This window comes from Comamonas testosteroni ATCC 11996, from assembly GCF_000241525.1.
Taxonomy (GTDB): domain Bacteria; phylum Pseudomonadota; class Gammaproteobacteria; order Burkholderiales; family Burkholderiaceae_C; genus Comamonas; species Comamonas testosteroni.
This window is the reverse complement of sequence record NZ_AHIL01000026.1, coordinates 36,862-56,671: the sequence shown is the minus strand read 5'-3', so window position 1 is coordinate 56,671 and position 19,810 is coordinate 36,862. Positions and strand designations below refer to the sequence as shown.

General features: G+C 61.4%; 16 protein-coding genes. 5 read left to right on the top strand and 11 right to left on the bottom strand.

Annotated features, from left to right (window positions below):
- Positions 1–40 precede the first annotated feature (40 nt).
- The 9 genes from CTATCC11996_RS09840 to CTATCC11996_RS09800 all read right to left on the bottom strand — a co-directional run bounded on the left by CTATCC11996_RS09840 (position 41) and on the right by CTATCC11996_RS09800 (position 11,236).
- Positions 41–1,528, bottom strand: coding sequence for a type I restriction-modification system subunit M (locus CTATCC11996_RS09840; RefSeq protein ID WP_003075631.1), 1,488 nt, complete (start codon positions 1,526–1,528; stop codon positions 41–43).
- 167 nt (positions 1,529–1,695) lie between these two features.
- Entirely contained in the window at positions 1,696–4,296 is a 2,601-nt protein-coding gene (gene hsdR, locus CTATCC11996_RS09835; protein ID WP_003075629.1) for an EcoAI/FtnUII family type I restriction enzme subunit R, read from the bottom strand.
- 251 nt (positions 4,297–4,547) lie between these two features.
- A complete protein-coding gene (gene rng, locus CTATCC11996_RS09830; RefSeq protein WP_003075628.1) occupies positions 4,548–6,035 on the bottom strand; it encodes a ribonuclease G in 1,488 nt (495 codons plus the stop codon).
- Positions 6,036–6,174: 139 nt separating this feature from the next.
- Complete coding sequence (locus CTATCC11996_RS09825) at positions 6,175–6,789, bottom strand: Maf family protein (protein ID WP_003075625.1); 615 nt, start codon at positions 6,787–6,789, stop codon at positions 6,175–6,177.
- A 110-nt stretch (positions 6,790–6,899) separates the two neighbouring features.
- Positions 6,900–7,367, bottom strand: coding sequence for a 23S rRNA (pseudouridine(1915)-N(3))-methyltransferase RlmH (rlmH, locus tag CTATCC11996_RS09820; RefSeq protein ID WP_003075623.1), 468 nt, complete (start codon positions 7,365–7,367; stop codon positions 6,900–6,902).
- Entirely contained in the window at positions 7,368–8,045 is a 678-nt protein-coding gene (rsfS, locus tag CTATCC11996_RS09815) for a ribosome silencing factor (protein WP_003062774.1), read from the bottom strand.
- Positions 8,046–8,274: 229 nt separating this feature from the next.
- Entirely contained in the window at positions 8,275–9,228 is a 954-nt protein-coding gene (gene hemF, locus CTATCC11996_RS09810; RefSeq protein ID WP_003075621.1) for an oxygen-dependent coproporphyrinogen oxidase, read from the bottom strand.
- Positions 9,228–10,520 (bottom strand): phosphoribosylamine--glycine ligase, encoded by a 1,293-nt coding sequence (gene purD, locus CTATCC11996_RS09805; protein ID WP_003075619.1) that lies wholly within the window; start codon positions 10,518–10,520, stop codon positions 9,228–9,230. The genes hemF and purD overlap by 1 nt, the downstream gene beginning before the upstream one ends.
- Positions 10,517–11,236 carry a YebC/PmpR family DNA-binding transcriptional regulator gene (locus CTATCC11996_RS09800; protein WP_003075618.1) on the bottom strand — a complete coding sequence of 240 codons (720 nt, stop codon included), beginning with the start codon at positions 11,234–11,236 and terminating at the stop codon, positions 10,517–10,519. Before CTATCC11996_RS09800 ends, purD begins: the two co-directional genes overlap by 4 nt.
- A gap of 80 nt (positions 11,237–11,316) precedes the next feature.
- Here CTATCC11996_RS09800 and CTATCC11996_RS09795 point away from each other — a divergent pair, with 80 nt between their 5' ends.
- The 5 genes from CTATCC11996_RS09795 to upp all read left to right on the top strand — a co-directional run bounded on the left by CTATCC11996_RS09795 (position 11,317) and on the right by upp (position 17,651).
- Positions 11,317–12,843 carry a helicase HerA-like C-terminal domain-containing protein gene (locus CTATCC11996_RS09795; RefSeq protein ID WP_003075617.1) on the top strand — a complete coding sequence of 509 codons (1,527 nt, stop codon included), beginning with the start codon at positions 11,317–11,319 and terminating at the stop codon, positions 12,841–12,843.
- A gap of 259 nt (positions 12,844–13,102) precedes the next feature.
- The gene (locus CTATCC11996_RS09790; RefSeq protein WP_003075616.1) at positions 13,103–14,677 is read left to right on the top strand and encodes a methyl-accepting chemotaxis protein; all 1,575 of its coding nucleotides are present in this window, start codon (positions 13,103–13,105) and stop codon (positions 14,675–14,677) included.
- 174 nt (positions 14,678–14,851) lie between these two features.
- A complete protein-coding gene (locus CTATCC11996_RS09785) occupies positions 14,852–15,748 on the top strand; it encodes an enoyl-CoA hydratase-related protein (protein ID WP_003075615.1) in 897 nt (298 codons plus the stop codon).
- 183 nt (positions 15,749–15,931) lie between these two features.
- A complete protein-coding gene (locus tag CTATCC11996_RS09780; RefSeq protein ID WP_003062769.1) occupies positions 15,932–16,906 on the top strand; it encodes a threo-3-hydroxy-L-aspartate ammonia-lyase in 975 nt (324 codons plus the stop codon).
- Between the two features lie 112 nt (positions 16,907–17,018).
- Positions 17,019–17,651 carry a uracil phosphoribosyltransferase gene (gene upp / locus CTATCC11996_RS09775; protein WP_003062768.1) on the top strand — a complete coding sequence of 211 codons (633 nt, stop codon included), beginning with the start codon at positions 17,019–17,021 and terminating at the stop codon, positions 17,649–17,651.
- Between the two features lie 119 nt (positions 17,652–17,770).
- Here upp and CTATCC11996_RS09770 read toward each other — a convergent pair whose 3' ends face one another.
- On the bottom strand, positions 17,771–18,874 hold the full coding sequence (locus CTATCC11996_RS09770) for a DUF6817 domain-containing protein (protein WP_003075613.1): 1,104 nt from the start codon (positions 18,872–18,874) through the stop codon (positions 17,771–17,773).
- A 4-nt stretch (positions 18,875–18,878) separates the two neighbouring features.
- On the bottom strand, positions 18,879–19,679 hold the full coding sequence (locus tag CTATCC11996_RS09765; RefSeq protein ID WP_003075612.1) for a MetQ/NlpA family ABC transporter substrate-binding protein: 801 nt from the start codon (positions 19,677–19,679) through the stop codon (positions 18,879–18,881).
- Positions 19,680–19,810 lie beyond the last annotated feature (131 nt).

Genomic DNA, 19,810 nt, shown 5'->3' with positions numbered 1-19,810 from the left:
TTTGACCTTGAAATCCTTATCTATCAAGCGCTAGCAGCTATCAATTGTTTTCTGCGCCATGGCCGCCACCGGCCAGAGACTGAGCCAGCATGGCTTGCAACTGGCTGCGCAGTGCCTGCGCATCGGCCTGCAACTGGGTGTATTGCGCCAGCAGTTCGTCCGGGTCATGGCTGACTTGTTCGCCCACATGGGGGTTTTTCTGGTCCAGGTTCCAGTTGGCGGCGCGCAAGGTGTCGATGCTCACCTTCCATGCCTGCTCATTGCCTTCGCGGCTGGCGTAGCCGTCTGCAGCGCTGCCCCACCAGGCTTTCTCGGCATCAAACTCTTGGATGCGGATGGGCTTGGTTTTGTTGTAGTTTTTCACGCCCACGGGGTATGGGTGCTCGTAGTACCAGACGTCTTGCGTGGACTGGCCCTTGGTGAAAAACAGGATATTGGTCTTGATGCCGGTGTAGGGGTTGAACACGCCATTGGGCAGGCGCACGATGGTGTGCAAGTTGCACTCGGTGAGCAGCTTTTCCTTGATACGGCTTTTGCTGCCTTCGCCAAACAAAAAGCCGTCGGGCAGCACCACGGCGGCGCGGCCACCGTCCTTGAGCAGCTTCATGATGAGAATCATGAACAAATCAGCCGTTTCGCGGCTGCGCAGGTCGGCGGGAAAACCGTCTTCAATACCGGGCTCTTCCGTTCCGCCAAAGGGCGGGTTGGTGAGGATGACGTCCACCTGGTCGGCCCGGCCGTAGTCGCGCAGCGGGCGGCTCAAGGTGTTGTCGTTTTTGATCTGGCTGGGCACTTCAATGCCGTGCAGCATGAGGTTGGTCACACACAGGCTGTGGGGCAGCGGCTTTTTCTCTACGCCGCGCACGGCGGTTTGCAGCAGGGCCTGCTGCTCAGGCGTCTGGGCTTGCTGGCGCAAATGCTCAATGGCGCAGACCAAAAAGCCGCCGGTGCCGGTGGCAGGGTCCATGACGGTTTCGCCCAGCTGGGGGTTGACGATATCGGTCATGAACTGGGTGACGGCGCGGGGCGTGTAGAACTCGCCCGCATTGCCTGCGGCCTGCAGGTCTTTGAGCAGCTTTTCGTACAGGTCGTTGAACTGGTGGCGCTCGGCCTGGCGGTTGAAGTCAATGACGGCCAGCTTGTTGATGACCTGGCGCAGCAGGTGGCCGCTTTTCATGTAGTTGTAGGTGTCGTCGAACACGCTGCGCAGCACATAGGCGCGCGGGTTTTGTTCGATGCTGCCGGGCAGATTGGCGAGCGTGGGGATGAGCTGGTTGTCCACAAAGTCCAGCAAGGCTTCGCCCGTCATGCCTTCTTCGTCAGCGGCCCAGTTGCGCCAGCGCAGTGCTTCGGGGATGGCGCTTTGGTAGTTGTCTTTGGTGAACTCCAGCTCTTCTTCAAGGGCATCAAATACCTTCAAAAACAGCAGCCAGGTCAGTTGGGACAGCCGCTGGGCATCTCCATCCACCCCGCTGTCCTGGCGCATGGTATCTTGGATGGATTTGATGATGGATGACAGATTGGACATGCGGCGAACTCTGGGTATCTAAACAAAAATGGGACTTGCGCAAACAAGAATGCAACAAGGGCTGCCTCCCGAGGCAGTCGCCTTGCCTGAACCCATTTGCGTAAGTCGTGTAAAAAATGCTGCCCACGCTTTTCAGAAAAGCGTGGGCAGCTATACATTTTGCAGGCTTATGGATGGCCTGGCTGATAGATGGCTTGGCCCAGATGGGCGATGGCAGTCTGGTAATTGAGCTTGGAGCCGCCAAAGCTCTTGATCAACTCAACTGGCGAGCCCATCTGGCTCAAGGGCTGGACCTTGAGTACATCGGTATTTTCAATGGCAGCAATGCCCTCGTCTGCGTACTTGTCGATCAAAGCGTCCAGCACCTTGCGGGCGGTTTCACCGTACTTGGAGTAGATGCCATCGTCGTGCAGCTTCTTCCTGGCCCGTCTGGCCCGTTCACTGCGGGTGAGTATGGGCTGGTCATAGGCAACGTGCAGCAGCACATCGAACGGGTCAGCCCCTTGCAGGCTGCTGCCGTCGCCTTTTTCCTGTGCCAACTCTTCGGTCAGCACATCGAGCAGCACGCCGTGGTGCTGCAGTTCCTCGATCAAGGCCTGCTTGCGGTCGGCGCTGCTCCAGGCCTGCATGAAGGCGTCCAGCGATTCGTATTTTTTGGCCAGGTTGATGCGGGTGAAGTCGCGCAGGCTTTCTGTCACCAGCTTGCCGTTGGCGTCCAGGTATTGCACGCGCTCACGGGCAATGGCCACGGTGACGCGGCCGCCGATCTGGTATTTGCGGGGCTTGTCCGTGCCGCCTGCCGCACCAGCGCTGCCACCAGTCCCGTCACCATAGACGCCTGCCGGGTCCTTGGTGTTGCCGCCCGGCACGGAGCTGCCGTCACCCTGGCCATCGCCATCCGTGTCTGGCAACCAGCTGTCGCCGTCGATCACGGTGCTTTCATCGTCCGCGGGCGGCGGTGGTGGTGGCACCACATCGTCATCACCCGTGGGCTGGTAGATCTGCACGGGCTCACCGTCAAAGTCCTTGTCGGCAAACAGCTCCGTCGCGCGCTTGAAATCCAAAATCGTGAAGAACTGCTTGCCATGCTCTTCGTTCAACCGCGTGCCGCGCCCAATGATTTGCTTGAACAGCGTCATGGACTTGATGTTCTGATCCAGAACCACGAGCTTGCAGGTCTGGGCATCCACACCAGTGCTCATCAGCTTGCTGGTGACGGCAATCACGGGGTCTGGGCTGTCAGGGTCGATGAAGTTGTCCAGCTCGCGCTTGCCTACCTCGTTGTCGCCAGTGATCTGCATCACATATTTGTGGCGGGTCGCGCAGATGTCTTTGCTGGCCTGCGCCAGCGCGGCCGTCATGCGCTGGGCGTGGTCCACGTCTTCGCAGAAGACAATGGTTTTGGCGTTGCGGTCTGTGCCCTTGAGGTATTCGGTAACTTTGCCCGCCACCACGCGGTCGCGCAGGCCCAGCACCAGGTTGCGGTTCATGTCGGCCGCGTTGTAGATGCGGTCTTCAATGGGGTGTCCGTTGTCGTCCAGCATGCCCTTGGGGGGCCGCCAGCCAAAGGTGTCACGATCCAGATCGACGCGCACGACTTTGTACGGGGCCAGAAAGCCGTCTTCTATGCCTTCCTTGAGGGTGTAGGTGTAGACGGGCTCGCCAAAGTAGTGGATGTTGGAGGCATCCTCGGTTTCTTTGGGCGTAGCCGTCAGCCCCACCTGGGTAGCACTGCTGAAGTAGTCCAGAATCTCGCGCCAGGCCGAATCTTCATTGGCGCTACCACGGTGACATTCATCAATGATGATGAGGTCAAAAAAGTCGGGACTGAACTGTTTGTACACATCATCCGCACCGCTCTTGCCGGTAACGGCCTGGTACAGGCCCAGATACACCTCATAGGCTTTGTTGACTTGCTTGCCACCTGTGCTTTTCTTGCCTTTGGTGACTGCCAGCTCCAGCTCATCCACTGTGGTGACTCCATTGGCATCCACACGCTCAATGCCCTTGGCGTTGGGGCTGAGCTTGGCCATGCCGCCCTTGAAGGGCTTGAAGTCGCCCACCATGGTCTGGTCCACCAGGATGTTTCGGTCGGCGAGGAACAACACCCGTTTTTTGGCCCCGCTTTTGAGCAGGCGCCAGATGATCTGGAAGGCGGTATAAGTTTTGCCGGTGCCAGTGGCCATGACAAGCAACACACGGTTTTGCCCTGCGGCTACCGCCTCCAAAGTGCGGTTGATGGCGTGCAACTGGTAGTAGCGCGGCACACGGCCATTGTCGCCTTGGTGGTAGGCGAAGCCATTCACACGGGTCTGTTCAGCTGACCAGCCTTTCCATTGCTGAAATAGCGCCCAAAGCCGCCCAGGCGATGGGAACTCGTCCATTCGGAGGTCGGTCAACAACTGCCCGTTGAAAAGCAAGCTGGCATCCCTGAATACAAAGCCGTCGCCGTTGCTGGCAAATGCAAAAGGCACCCCCATGCGCTCGGCATATTCAGCGGCTTGTTGCATGCCCGCGCCGACGGTATGGCAGTTGTCTTTGGCCTCAATAACGGCCAAAGGCTGACCATACTGATGGCATAGCAAGTAATCTGCACGCAAAACCGACTGAAGATTGCGCTGGGCCTTCTGCCCTCTGACCACAATACGCCCCGGAGCAATGGTGTACTCACGGTAGATCTGGTCCAACTCGCTCCAACCAGCATTCAGCACGGCCGGGCTGATGAATTTCGCACAAATGTCGGCTTCGCTAAGCTGCTTCTTGTCCATGCCATCCTCATTGCTTTTCATCGGGATTATGACGCGGATGTACAGGCCCTCAGTCAGGCTTGGTGGTCATTTGGATTCGCAGGAATTTTCCATTTGATCGGTACACGTCGCCAACCTCACAACACTGCTTCTACTTATAAATGCCAAATGCAAGTAAATCAGTTTGGAGAAATTGGGCAACAAATTCTTTTGAGCATTGTTTGAATTTGGAAAATGATTTCCAAATCAAATGACACTGAATGCCCCCTCACTCAAAGCAGAACAATGTCATATTGCTCCTGCGCCATCGCAGTCTCGGCCTGCAGGGAGATCGGCTTGCCGATGAAGTCGGAGAGGCTGGCCAGATGCTGGCTTTCCTCGTCGAGGAACATCTCCACCACCTTGGGGGATGCCACGATGCGGAACTCATGCGGGTTGAACTGGCGCGCTTCGCGCAGGATTTCACGCAGCACCTCGTAGCAGATGCTGCGCGCGGTCTTGACGTTGCCCTTGCCGGAGCAGGCTTCACAGGGCTCGCACAGCATATGGGCCAGCGACTCGCGCGTACGCTTGCGCGTCATCTCCACCAGGCCCAGTTGCGAGAAGCCGCCAGCCATGGTCTTGACGCGGTCGCGCGCCAGCTGGCGGCGGAATTCGGAGAGCACCTCGCCCTGATGCTCCTCGCGCACCATGTCGATGAAGTCCACGATGACGATGCCGCCCAGATTGCGCAGCCGCAACTGACGCGCAATGGCGTGCGCCGCTTCCAGGTTGGTCTTGAAGATGGTGTCGTCAAAATTGCGCGCACCGACATAGCCGCCCGTGTTCACATCGATGGTGGTCAGGGCTTCGGTCTGATCGACGATCAGATAGCCGCCCGACTTCAGATCCACACGCCGCCCCAGCGCACGCGCGATTTCCTCGTCGATGTTGTAGAGGTCAAAAATCGGCCGCTCGCCCTTGTACAGCGCCAGCTTGGGTACTGCCGCCGGCATGTATTCCTGGCCAAAGCTCTTGAGCAGCGCAAACTGCTCGCGCGAATCGATGCGAATGCTCTGGGTGTTCTCACCGACCAGGTCTCGCAGCACACGCTGCAGCAGGTTCAGGTCCTGATGCAGCACCGACATCACGGGCAGCTTCTGCGCCGCATCCTTGATGCGCGCCCAGGTCTTGCGCAGATAACGGATGTCATCGGCCAGCTCGGCATCGCTGGATTCCTCGCCATTGGTGCGCAGAATGAACCCGCCGCCACCGCCCCCCTCCTTGGTGCCGACCAGCTCCTGCAGGCGGGTCCGCAAGGCGTCGCGCTCGTTCTGAGGGATTTTCTGGGAGATGCCGATATGGTCGTCCTGGGGCAGAAACACCAACAGGCGCCCTGCAATGCTGATCTGCGTGGACAGGCGCGCGCCCTTGGTGCCTATGGGGTCCTTGATGACCTGCACCATGATGGACTGGCCTTCGAACACCTGCTTTTCGATGGGTGTCAGCGGCTGGTCCTTGCGCGCGAACATCGGGGCTTCGCCGCTTTCCTGACGCTGCCAGACATCGGCCACATGCAAAAAGGCCGCACGCTCCAGGCCGATATCGATGAAGGCGGACTGCATGCCGGGCAGCACGCGCGAGACCTTACCCAGATAGATGTTGCCGACGAGTCCCCGCTCCAGAGGGCGCTCCATGTGCAGCTCCTGCACGGCGCCATTCTCGACAATCGCCACCCGCGTCTCCTGCGGCGACCAGTTGATCAGAATATCTTGCTGCATTGACAGTCGTTCTTTCTTTATATGTCCTGGCTTTTGCTGCGCCCAGTGTGCGACGCGCGCATGGCTGGCGCAAGACAGCTGCCATGCAGACCTTCCCTTGGGGAAGCCTCAAGAACAGAGTGTCGATTGCGCCAAAGGTTCAGAGCGGCCAGCCCAGCTCGCGCAAAAGCTCGGCAGTTTCGTAAACGGGCAGGCCCATGATGGCCGAATAGCTGCCGCGGATCTGCTCAATATGCGCGGCCGCCCTGCCCTGTATGCCATAGGCACCGGCCTTGCCCATGGGCTCGCCCGTGAGCACATAGGCATCGATCTGTGCCTCGGTCATGGGCGCAAAGCGCACGGTGGACACCGACAGGGCCTGCAGACGCCGCCCGCCGCTTTGCAGCGCTACAGCGGTCAGCACCTCATGTTCGGCCCCGGAGAGCAGACGCAGAATGCGTCGCGCGTCTTCGGCATCGGTGGGCTTGCCCAGAATCTGCTTGCCCAGTGCCACGGTGGTGTCGGAGCACAGAATGGGGGCCGCCGGCAGACCGCGCCGCGCATGGCGGGCCACGGCTGCATCGAGCTTGCCGGCCGTCACGCGCTGCACATAATCATGGGGGTCTTCCCCGACCAGATCGGCCTCTATGGCCTCGGCATCCTCGGCGATATCACCCGCTGCATTGGGCAGCAGCAATTCATGCGCCACGCCCAGCTGCTCCAGCAGCTGACGACGGCGGGGACTTTGGGATGCAAGATAGAGAAATGGCGCCATGATCTTGATTAAAAATGGCCTCTAGCGCCCATATATAAAGCGTAAAAGGCTATCAAAATCATAGTATCACGCACTGCGTGAAATTGCACGCAGAGTCCGATCACAAGCGCTTATTCGCGGTGGTAGGGGTGACCGGCATTGACCGACCAGGCGCGGTAGAGCTGCTCGATCAGCAGCACGCGCACCATGGCATGCGGCAAGGTCAGGTCGGACAGACGGATGCGCTCATGTGCCGAGGCCTTGAACTCGGGGTCCAGTCCGTCGGGGCCGCCGATGACCAAAGCCACATCATCGCTCTCGAGCTGCCAGCCCTTGAGACGCTGGGCCAGCGCCTTGGTGGTCAGATTGGTGCCGCGCTCGTCGAGCACCACGATGCGGGTGCCCCTGGGGATGGCGGCTTCGATACGCTTGCGCTCTGCCGCATACAGGGTCTCCAGCGTCTTGGAGCCGCGCGGCTCGGTCTTGACGGCCTTGAGTTCGACCTTGAGTTCGGGCGGAAAGCGCTTGGCGTAATCGTCGTAGGCCGTCTGCGCCCAGTCGGGCACATGCAGGCCTACAGCCACGATGGTCAGCTTCATTTAGGCCTTGGCGCGGGGAGCACGCTTGGCTGCGGGTTTGGCCGCAACCGGCTTGGCAGTACGGGGCGTGCTGGGCTTGACAACCACGGTCTTGACCGTCTTGGCTGCGGCTGACTTGGCAGCAGGCTTCTTTGCCGCAGGCTTGGCACCGGCAGCCGTCTTGGTGGCGGGCTTCTTGGCCGCAGCCTTCTTGGCGGCAGGCTTTTTCTCGACAACGGTGTTTTCCGCAGCTGCCTTTTCCACGGCCAGCTTGGCAGCCAGCTTCTTGGCGGCCACTTCGGCGGGCTTGGGCTTGGCGGCACCGATCTTCATGCGCACCGGTGTCTCGCCCCAGATTTCTTCCAGGCGGTAGTACTGGCGGATGGCCGGCTGCATGATGTGGCAGACCACCGAGCCGCAGTCCACGATGATCCATTCGCCGTTTTGCTCACCTTCCTGGCGGGGCACGGGAAACCCTGCTTCCTTGACGGCTTCGCGCACGCTGGAGGCAAGTGCCTTGGTCTGGCGGTTGGAAGTACCCGAGGCCACGATCACGCGCTCGAACAGCGGCGACAGTGCTTCGGTGTTGAACACCTGGATGTCGTGGGCCTTGACGTCTTCGAGGCCGTCAACAATGGCTCGCTGGAGTTTGGTGACGTCGCGCTTGGCTGCGGAATCCGATTTGGTGGAGGTGGTCATCAGGCGATGGAATCAGTAAATGATGGGATCAATATAGCGTGTGCTGCGCCACACCCGTATCAGGGCTGGGTTAGCGTCTGCGTTCAGGCCCCTAAGACCCGTGCTCTTCACGCATTGAAAAAGGTTGACGCGCCAGTCGATAGCGCGCATCCAGCTATGGAAATTATAGTTTTCTAAAAATTTCCTTGCTGACAGGGCTTTATGCGCTGCCGGCAAGGAAACAGACTGATTACAGCCAGTCGCGGCGAATCAGGAATTTATCCAGCAAATCACGCTCAGGGGTACCCGGTGCATCCTCGCGCTGATAGCTCCAGTCCGCATGAGGCGGCATGGACAGCAAAATGGATTCGGTACGGCCGCCGGACTGCAGCCCGAAATGCGTGCCGCGGTCCCAGACCAGGTTGAACTCCACATAGCGCCCACGGCGGTATCGCTGAAAGTCCACCTGCTGCTGGGTGTAAGGCAAATTCTTGCGGCGCTCCACGATAGGCAGATAGGCCTTCAGAAAGGCATCGCCCACCGAGCGCAGCATGGCAAAGCTCTGCTGCTGACCCAGTTCGCTGAAATCATCGAAGAAGATGCCGCCAATGCCGCGCTGCTCGTTGCGATGCTTGAGGAAGAAATACTCGTCGCACCACTGCTTGAAGCGCGGGTAGAGCGGCTCGCCAAATGGTGCCAGCGCATCGCGGCAGGTCTGATGGAAATGCACGGCATCTTCTTCAAAGCCATAGACCGGCGTTAGATCCATGCCGCCGCCAAACCAGCAGGTCTTGGGCTGCCCCTCATGGCCGGCCGAGATCATGCGCACATTCATGTGCACCGTGGGCACCAGGGGATTACGCGGATGAAACACCAGCGACACGCCCATGGCCTCGAACGGCGCCCCTGCCAGCTCAGGCCGGTGCTGTGTGGCCGAAGGCGGCAGCTGTGGCCCGCGCACATGCGAGAAACCGCAGCCTGCGCGCTCGAACACGCGCCCGCCCTCCATGATCTTGGTGACGCCGTTGCCTTGCAGCTTTTCGCCCGGTTCCTTGTGCCAGGCGTCTGCCAGAAAACGCGCACCACCCTCGCCTTCGATCGCTTCCAGCGCCTCGGTGATACGGCTCTGCAGACCCACCAGGTACTCACGCACCTCGGCCGCAGGCAGCTGATCAGCCACAGAAGATGAGGATGTCTGGTTCATCAGTCGGCCTTCTTGACGGCACGGAAGCCGATGTCGCGACGATACTGGGCACCATCGAAATGGATGCCACGTGCCACGTCATACACCTTCTGCTGCGCCTGCTTGACACTGTCGGCCAGCACGGTCACGCACAGCACGCGACCACCGCTGGTCACAGGCTGGCCGTCATCGCCCAGCTGGGTGCCGGCATGGAAGACCATGGCATCGTCGGCTGCTGCAGGCAGGCCGGTGATGACATCGCCCTTGCGCGGGTTTTCAGGATAGCCGGCAGCAGCCATGACCACGCCCAATGCGGTACGGCGGTCCCACTGCAACTCCAGCTGATCGAGCTTGCCTTCGCAGGCTGCCAGCATGACATCCACCAGATCGCTCTTGAGACGCATCATGATGGGCTGGGTTTCCGGATCGCCCATGCGGCAGTTGAATTCCAGCGTCTTGAGATGGCCGACCTTGTCGATCATCAGACCTGCGTACAGGAAGCCGGTATAGGGCACGCCGTCTTTTTCCATGCCGCGGATGGTGGGCAGGATGATCTCGCGCATGGCGCGGGCATGCACATCGGCCGTCACCACAGGAGCAGGCGAATAAGCGCCCATGCCGCCGGTATTGGGGCCCTGGTCGCCATCCTTCAGACGCTTGTGATCCTGGCTGGTAGCCAGCGCCAGCACGTTCTTGCCGTCGCACAGCACGATGAAGCTGGCTTCCTCGCCTTCGAGGAACTCCTCGATCACGACGCGTGCGCCGCCTTCGTTGTGCTGCACACCGTACTTGTTGTCCACCAGCATGAAGTCCACGGCATCATGGGCTTCCTGCAGCGACATGGCCACCACCACTCCCTTGCCGGCAGCAAGGCCGTCGGCCTTGATGACGATGGGAGCGCCCAGGCGATCCACATAGGCGTGGGCCGCGACGGCGTCGGTGAAGGTTTCATATTGCGCCGTGGGAATGCTGTGGCGCGCCATGAAGTCCTTGGAGAAGGCCTTGGAAGACTCCAGCTGGGCTGCAGTCTTGGTCGGGCCGAAGACCTTGAGTCCGTGGGCACGAAACTCATCGACCACGCCAGCCGCCAGCGGAGCCTCGGGCCCCACCACGGTCACGGCAATTTTTTCGGCCTGGGCCCACTCGCGCAGAGCCTTCACATCGGTGATGTTGAGGTTCTCCAGCTTGCCGCCAGCCAGGGCAGTGCCACCGTTACCGGGAGCCACATAGACCTTGGTCGCCTTGGGCGATTCGGCCAACTTCCACGCCAGAGCGTGCTCACGGCCACCGCCGCCAATCACAAGAATTTTCATATTTCTGCGTTGTGGTAGACGTCCTGAACGTCATCCAAGTCTTCAATCATGTCCAGCAGCTTCTGCATGCGAGCTGCATCATCGCCTTCGAGAGCGATTGTATTTTCGGGGCGCATGGTCACCTCGGCCATGTCGGCGGTAAAGCCGGCAGCCTGCAGTGCATCACGCACGGCTTCAAAGTCGCCGGGGGCCGTCAGCACCTCGATGCCACCTTCGTCATCGGTGATCACATCATCGGCACCGGCCTCCAAAGCGATCTCCATGACTTTTTCTTCGTCCGTGCCGGGGGCGAACATGATCTGACCCACATGCTTGAACTGGAAGGCCACCGAGCCTTCGGTGCCCATATTGCCACCGTACTTGCTGAATGCATGGCGAACATCGGCCACCGTACGTACGCGATTGTCCGTCATTGTGTCCACAATGATGGCCGCGCCGCCGATGCCATAGCCTTCGTAACGGATTTCCTCATAGGTCACGCCGTCGAGGTTGCCCGTGGCCTTGTCGATATTGCGCTTGATATTGTCGGCCGGCATATTGGCGGCCTTGGCCTTGTCCACCGCCAGGCGCAGACGCGGGTTGGCACTCAGATCGCCGCCACCCTGACGGGCTGCGACCATGATTTCACGAATGATGCGCGTCCAGATGCGGCCACGTTTTTCATCCTGGCGACCCTTGCGGTGCTGGATGTTGGCCCATTTGCTGTGTCCTGCCACAGGGAATCCTTTGATATTTGATTTAACCTAGCGGGAGCGATTTTACTTTTGACTGCATGCCCCCCCAGAGGAAACCCGAAATGGCTTCACCCCTTTTGATTGCCCAGCACTCTGCCACAGAATGTGTCCTGCTGCCCGGACTGGCCAATCGGCATGGCCTGATCACCGGCGCCACCGGCACCGGCAAGACCGTCACGCTGCAAAAACTGGCCGAAAGCTTCTCGCAAATCGGCGTGCCGGTCTTCATGGCCGACGTCAAAGGAGACCTGAGCGGCATCAGCCAGGCCGGCAAGATCGAAGGCAAGCTGGCAGCCTCACTCAAGGATCGCGGCCTGACTCTGCCTCAGCCCCTGGCCTGCCCCACAACGCTGTGGGATGTATTCGGCGAACAGGGCCACCCGGTGCGCGCCACCATCTCGGACATGGGCCCGCTGCTCATCGGCCGCATGTTGAATCTGAACGAGACCCAGATGGGCGTGCTCAATCTGGTGTTCAAGATTGCCGACGACAACGGCATGCTGCTGCTGGATCTCAAGGATCTGCGCGCCATGCTCAACTTTGTGGGCGACAACGCCAAGCAGTTCACCACCCAGTACGGCAACATCAGCTCGGCCAGCGTGGGAGCCATACAGCGCGGCCTGTTGACCATTGAAAGCCAGGGCGGCGACAAGTTCTTCGGCGAGCCCATGCTCGACATCAACGATCTGATGCAGACCGATGCCAACGGCATGGGCGTGATCAACGTGCTGGCGGCCGACAAGCTGATGAATGCGCCGCGCCTGTACTCGACCTTTTTGCTCTGGCTTCTGTCCGAGCTGTTCGAGCAGCTGCCGGAAATCGGCGACCCCGAGAAGCCCAAGCTGGTGTTTTTCTTTGACGAGGCCCACCTGCTGTTCAACGATGCGCCCAAGGTGCTGATCGAGCGCATCGAGCTGGTCGTGCGCCTGGTTCGCTCCAAGGGCGTGGGCGTGTACTTCGTCACCCAGAACCCGCTGGACGTTCCCGACAGCGTGCTCGGACAGCTGGGCAACCGCGTGCAGCACGCCCTGCGCGCCTTCACCCCGCGCGACCAGAAGGCCGTGGCCTCGGCCGCCTCCACCATGCGCCCCAATCCCGGCCTGGATATTGCCGCCGCCATCACCGAGCTGGCTGTGGGCGAAGCCCTGATCAGCTTCCTCGACGAAAAAGGCCGCCCCAGCGTGACCGAGCGCGTGTTCGTGATCCCGCCCGGCAGCCAGCTCGGCCCCATCACGGCCGAGCAGCGCAAGGCGCTGATCGATGGTTCCCTGGTTGCCGGCGTCTATGAGAAAGCCGTGGACCGCGAATCGGCCTTCGAGATATTGCGCGACCGCACGGCAAGCGCCACGCCCGCCAAGCCAGGCGATGCACCTGCTGCGGCCGGAGCGGCCCAGCAAGCCAGCGCCGCCGACTCCATGATGGACGGGCTCAAGGAGCTGCTGTTCGGCCGCACCGGCCCGCGCGGCGGCCAGCACGACGGCCTGGTGCAGACCATGGCCAAGTCCACGGTACGTACCGTGGGCAACAGCCTGGGCAAGGAGATTCTGCGCGGCGTGCTGGGCGGCATTCTGGGCAACAAGAAGCGCTGATTCCAACGCGCTCATTCACTCCAAGGGCCTGCTTCAGCAGGCCTTTTTTGTGGCCGCCGCGCAGAAAGCGCTCAAGGCGGCAGTCATTATGTCGATACATAATAAATCCATCCCCTGGTGCCAACCGCCAGTCTCTTGGACATGTGCTGCTGCCTGCTGGCACAGCCGCTTCTTTCCTCTACGCTAACCACGCTGCCCGGTCTTGCCGCAGACCACCAGTTCGCTCCGGTCGGGCAGTGCTTTTGCAAATTTTCAGCCAATGCAATTCAATCAATGGCGTGTATCCACCAAGCTGTGGTGCACTTTGGGCGGGCTTCTGACCATGATGCTGGCCGTTTCGCTATGGAACCAGCACTCGTCCACCCAGGCCCTGCAGGCCGGCATGCAGACCCTGACCGACTATGACAATCGCATCAATCTCGCTCTTCAATGGAAAGGTGCGACCGAGACCACGGGCGAACGCGTGCTCACCAGCAACATGACCACCGACGAAGCGCTGACCCAGCGCATGGACGAGCGCGTCAGCGAAGGCGTGGCCGTCAACGGGGCGCTGCAGGCGCAAGTCATCAAACTGGCTCAAAGCGATGCCGACAAGGCAGCCCTGCAGAAGATCGCCGCCGTGCGCGCCGAAGTTCTGGCGCTGAACAAGCAGGCAAGGGAGATCAAGCTGAGCGGCGATATCGACGCCATGCGCGACTTCATCCGCCTGCAATATCTGGGCGCCATCGGCCGCTATGTCGATTCGCTGCAGGACTTTGTGAAGCTGCAGGAGCAGCAGCGCGACGCCGCCAGCCTTCAGCTGCAGCAAGACCAGCAAAAAGCGATCTGGCTGTCCTGGGTGGTGCAGGCCCTGGTGCTGACCGCAGCCCTGGGCCTGGCGCTGGCCCTCACCCGCTCCATCACCCAGCCTCTGAATGAAGCCGTGGAACTGACCCAGGCCATTGCACAGGGCGATCTCACGGTAACCGCCGGCAACGACCGTCATGACGAGTTCGGCCGCCTGCTGAGCTCCGTCTCGACCATGGCAGCCCAGCTACGCAGCCTGGTGAGCGATGTACGCACCAGCGTGCACTCCATCAGCACCGCCTCGGCCGAAATCGCTACTGGCAACCACGACCTGTCCGCACGCACAGAGCAGACCGCCGCCAATCTCGAGGAAACCGCAGCCAGCATGGAGCAGCTGACCGCCACCGTCGCACAGGCCTCGGACACCGCCCGCCAGGCCAACCATCTGGCAGGCAATGCCGCACAGGTCGCTCAGCGCGGCGGCCATGTGGTGCAGTCCGTGGTCAGCAGCATGGGACGCATCAGCGACAGCGCACACCGCATCTCCGACATCATCGGCGTGATCGACTCCATCGCCTTCCAGACCAATATCCTGGCACTCAACGCAGCGGTCGAGGCTGCACGCGCCGGCGAACAGGGCCGAGGCTTTGCAGTGGTTGCCGGCGAAGTGCGCGCCCTGGCCCACCGCAGTGCCGAGGCCGCCAAGGAGATCAAGGCGCTCATCACCACCTCCGTGGACGCCGCCCAGGAAGGCGCAGACCAGGTCTCCCAGGCAGGCCGCGTGATGGAAGAAATCGTCAGCAGCGTCGGCAAGGTCTCGGACATGATTGGCGAGATCAGTGCCTCGGCCACGGAACAGCATGACGGCATCAGCCAGGTCAACCAGGCCGTGACCAATCTGGACCAGATGACGCAGCAAAATGCTGCCCTGGTCGAGGAATCCACGGCTGCCGCTGTCTCTCTGAGCGACCAGGCCCAGCGCCTGACCGGCATGGTGGCCGTGTTTAAGGTCCATACCGCAGACAAAGCGCCGGCCCTGACTGCCTGATCCTGGTTGAAGTTGCTGGAACACAGCATCTGCCTCTTCACCAGCTTCTTTACCAGCCGCTCCATTGCACCCAGGAGGGAACGACTGGCACCGCAGGTTTGACCCAGACCGGTTTTTCTGTCTGCAGTCGCAAGTGTGACTGGCGCGGCCTACGCAGCAAGACACCATGCCGGCATGCCCCATACCTCTGACGACACCTTGCTGACCGCCGGTCTGAGCAGCTTTCGCCTGGACCTGGTCGACCATATTGCCCATCTGGTGCTCAACCGCCCCGATGCCTTCAACACTCTGAATCCCAGGTTCTGGCAGGAGCTGGACCTGGTGCTGGACACACTGCAGCGCAGCGGCCAGTCGCGCGCGCTGGTCATCAGCAGCACGGGCAAGCATTTTTGCGCCGGCATGGCACTCGATACCTTTGCCGACCCCGCCTTTGCGCCCAATGACCGCACGCCCGAGGGCCGCGCCGCCATCATCGACACCCTGGCCCAGTTGCAGTCCACCTTCAACAAGATCGAAGCCCTGCGCATGCCCGTGATCTGCGCCATTCAGGGCGCCTGCGTAGGTGGAGGGCTGGATCTGGTGGCCACTGCCTGCATACGCTATGCCAGCGCCGAATCCTTTTTCTGCGTGCAGGAGATCAATATCGGCATGACCGCCGACCTGGGCAGTCTGCAGCGCCTGCCCAAGCTGATGCCGCTGGGCATCGTCAAGGAGCTGGCCTACACCGGCCGCCGCATGACCGCGCAGGAGGCCGCCAGCCACGGTCTGGTCAATGCCGTCTACGACACGCCCGAAGCCACCGTCACAGCAGCTCTCGCCTGCGCGCGCGAGATTGCGGCCAAGCCGCCCGTGGCCATCTGGGGCAGCAAGCAGGTGATCAACTACGCGCGCGACCACAGCGTGAGCGACTCGCTGCAGCAAATGGGCTGGGTGCAAAGCGGCATCTGGAGCAACCGCCATGTCATGGAGGCCGTGAGTGCCATGCAGGCCAAGCGCGCCGGTGACTTCCCTGCTCTGGAGCCGCTACAGGCGTTTGCACCAGCACTTCCCCAAGCAGGTGATCGCTCCTGATTAAATAGCCCCCCAGCCCCTCTCAATAAAGGCCTGCATGCCTTTTCCGCTCGTATTTCTCTATCTTCTCGATGGCCTGCTGGGCGCCATCGACGTGTAGCCAAGCGACAACGCAGCGATTCGGGCTGGAGTGGAGCATGCCCCGTTATCATGGGCTCAGTCACCACCTCAGCCTGTCCTGCCATGAGCACAAACACCGCCCCCCTGCCCACTTATGACGATGTCGTGGCCGCTGCCCAGCGCCTGCAGGGCGTAGCCCACCGCACGCCGGTGCTGACCAGCCGCACCATGGACGAACAGCTGGGCGCGCGCCTGTTCTTCAAATGCGAGAACCTGCAGCGCATAGGCGCTTTCAAGTTTCGCGGTGCCTATAACGCTCTGGCCCAGTTCACACCCGAGCAGCGCAAGGGCGGCGCCCTGGCCTTTTCCTCCGGCAACCATGCCCAGGCCATTGCCCAGGCGGCCCAGTTGCTGGACATGCCCGCCCTGATCGTCATGCCCGAGGATGCGCCGGCCTCCAAGATGGCGGCCACGCGCGGCTATGGCGCCCAGGTCGTCACCTACAACCGCTTCACCGAAGACCGCGAAGCCATCGCCCACAAGCTGGCGACCGAGCGTGGCATGACGCTGATCCCGCCTTACAACCACCGCGACGTGATCGCCGGTCAGGGCACGGCGGTCAAGGAATTGCTGGAGGAAGTGCCGGATCTGGACTATCTGTTTGTCTGCCTGGGCGGCGGCGGTCTGCTCTCCGGCAGCCTGCTGGCCGCAAACGCCCTGGCTCCGCAATGCAAGGTAATCGGCGTTGAGCCCGAAGCGGGCAACGATGTGCAGCAGTCGCTGCGCGCCGGCCATATCGTCAAGATCGATACGCCGCGCACCATTGCCGACGGCGCCCAGACCCAGGCGCCGGGCGATCTGACCTTTGCCATCATCCAGCAGCGAGTGAACGAAGTTCTTACCGTTAACGACGAGCAATTGGTCCAGGCCATGCGCTTTTATGCCGAGCGCATGAAAATCGTGGTCGAACCCACGGGATCGCTGTCTCTGGCAGCTGCCATACACGGCGGTTTGCCGCTCAAGGGCAAGCGCGTGGGCATTGTGATCAGCGGCGGCAATGTGGATTTAGAGCGTTTTGCCAGCCTGCTGTCCGAGTGACAGCGAAAATAGCGTCCGTTGCGGCCCTGCCCGCATCCGCCTGATCCCATTTTTTGCAAGCACGAGTCCGCCACAAGCGGGCCTGCCTGCCTTCACCACAAAGACCAAGAACATGAGCACTCTGCATTTGATCGACCACCCTCTGGTCCAGCACAAACTGACACTGATGCGCCGCAAGGAAGCATCGACCAACAGCTTTCGCCGCATGCTGGGCGAGCTGTCCACGCTGATGGCCTATGAGTTGACACGCGACTTCCCGCTACAGGATGTCGAGATCGAAACCCCCATGGAAAAGACCATGGGCAAGGTCATTGACGGCAAGAAGCTGGCGCTGGTTTCCATTCTGCGTGCCGGCAACGGCTTCCTGGACGGCATGCTCAACGTGGTGCCCGGCGCGCGCATCGGTCACATCGGCCTGTTCCGCGACCCCGAGACCCTCAAGCCAGTCGAGTACTACTACAAGATGCCCGAAAACATGGGCGAGCGCGACGTGATCGTCGTCGACCCCATGCTGGCCACCGGCAACTCGGCCGTGGCTGCCGTGCAGCAGCTCAAGGACAAGAGCGCGCCCAAGTCCATCAAGTTCATGTGCCTGCTGGCCGCCCCCGAAGGCGTGAAGACCATGCAGGCCGCCCACCCCGATGTGGACATCTACACCGCCGCCGTGGACCGCGAGCTGGACAGCCATGGCTACATCCTGCCCGGCCTGGGTGATGCGGGCGACCGTATCTTCGGCACCAAGTAAGCACGGCTGCTTGCCAACAAAAAGCCCCAGGCGCAAGGCCTTGGGGCTTTTTTTCATACTCAAAACAGCCTGCAGCGCTTATCCATCAAGCGCTGGCAGCTATCAATTTCAGATCCAGTTCAGATCTGATTCAGCGCCACATTGTTGAGCTTGTCCAGCCGAGCAGGCCAGCTGCCCTGCTCGGCCGACTGCAGCAGAATGCGCGCCCAGGCCATCCAGGCGTCCCACTGCACGCGCTTGTCCCAGGCATTGCCCCAGCTGCTGAAGCACTGCAGCGCTCCGCAGGCGGCGGCGGCCGCTTCGGCGTTGCGCCCTGCCGTGAGGTAGAGCTGGGCCAGCACCATCTGCGGCTCGCCCACCCAGGGGTTGAGGCTCACAGCCTGCTCCAGCGTGGCGGTGGCTGCATCCAGATCGACCAGCGGCTGATCGAGCTGAATCACCGACCAGTACAGCGCTACGGCCGCTGCCTCGTTGCCAGCGCTCAGCAGCTGGCTGCAATTCGCAAAAACGGGCGGCAGCGGCAGCTGGGTCTTGAGTGCAGGATGCTGCAGCGCCTGGCCCAGGCCGCTGATCTGGCTGAGCATGCGGCTGCTCGGGCGCATGGGGCCGGGCCACAAAGACGCCGCCCAGTGCACGGCCTGCTGACGACTGTGGTCCACGGCCGGGAAGCGCGAGTAGATGTCTTCCTGCCAGCTGAACCACTGCTCCATGCTGTCGGCCATGCTGACAATCGCGAATACAGCCACTTCATAGGCGGTGAGTCTGATGGTCTCGCGCGGCTCGGGGCCGTTGCGCTCCAGCTGCATGCTGCCGTCCGCCGCGATATCGCCGGCCAGCAGCTTTTGCACGAACTGGGTGCGGCTCATGGTGCAGAACAGATAGACCAGATGCTCGGCCTGCTCGCCGATCAGACGCTTGAGCTGCTCGCGCTCATTGCCGGCATCGAACTTGACCAGATCGACAAAGGCATTGCCGTAGACGCTGTGCAGCAGACCCAGCAGGCGCACGTCCCTGGGTTGCTGCCACAGCGCCAGAGAGCGCGCCACGCCTGCCAGATGGTGGCGAAAAGTGCCAGCCTTGTGCCAATCCTGGCCCACACCGCGCTCCAGCACCACAGGCAGCAGCGGCGCCAGATCGGCGTCACGGCTCAGCCATTCCTCGTCCAGCAAGGTCTTGGCGCGCTCGAACAGCGCCTCATCCAGTTGATTCCAGGGCTGATTCATGCGCTCACCATGCGGTTGTGTAGGCACCCTTGAAGGTCTTTTCCACAAAGGCCTTGACCTCGGGTGACTGGTAGGCCTTCACAAACGCCTGCAGGCCTTTGCTGTTCTCATGGCCGGCGCGCGTGACGATGAGCACGGTCACATAAGGCGTGTTCACATCTTCCAGCGCCAGCGAGTCGCCCTGGGGGGACAGGCCGGCTGCCACGGCATAGCTGCTGTTGACGGCCGCGGCGTCCAGGTCATCGAGGGCGCGGGCCAGCTGGGCGGCTTCGAGCTCGACAAACCTGAGCTTTCTGGGGTTGGCCGTGATGTCCAGCACCGAGGCGCGCGCACCGGCATCGGCCTTGAGCGTGATCAATCCCTGCTTGGCCAGCACCATCAGAGCACGCGAGCCATTGGTGGGGTCGTTGGGAATGCCCACGCGCGCGCCGCTCTTGAGATCAGCCAGCTTCCTGACCTTTCTGGAGTACACACCCATTTGCTGGTTCACGGCCTTGGCCACGGGCACCAGCTTGTAGCCACGGTCCTTGTTCTGGGCATCGAGGAAGGGCTGGTGCTGATAGATGTTGGCGTCGAGATCGCCGGTGGACAGCGCCGCATTGGGCTGGATGAAGTCGCCAAACTCCACCAGCCTGACCTTCAGGCCCTGCCTGGCTGCAACCTGCTTGGCCACTTCGGCAATCTGGGCGTGGGGGCCGGCCGTCACGCCGACGGTCACGGCCAGATCCTGTGCCTGGGCCAGCAATGCGGCAGGTACCAGGGCGGCAACTGCCAAGGCTTTTACGAGAGAACGCTTGTGCACCATGGGCACCTTTCAAGACAAATCCGAGAAACTCAGGTCCGCCAAGCATGTACACGCTCAGGGACAGCAGCTTGAAACTTAACGCATAAAGCAAACCTCAGCAGCCAGGCTGGGGCCCGCCCCCATCACAAAGC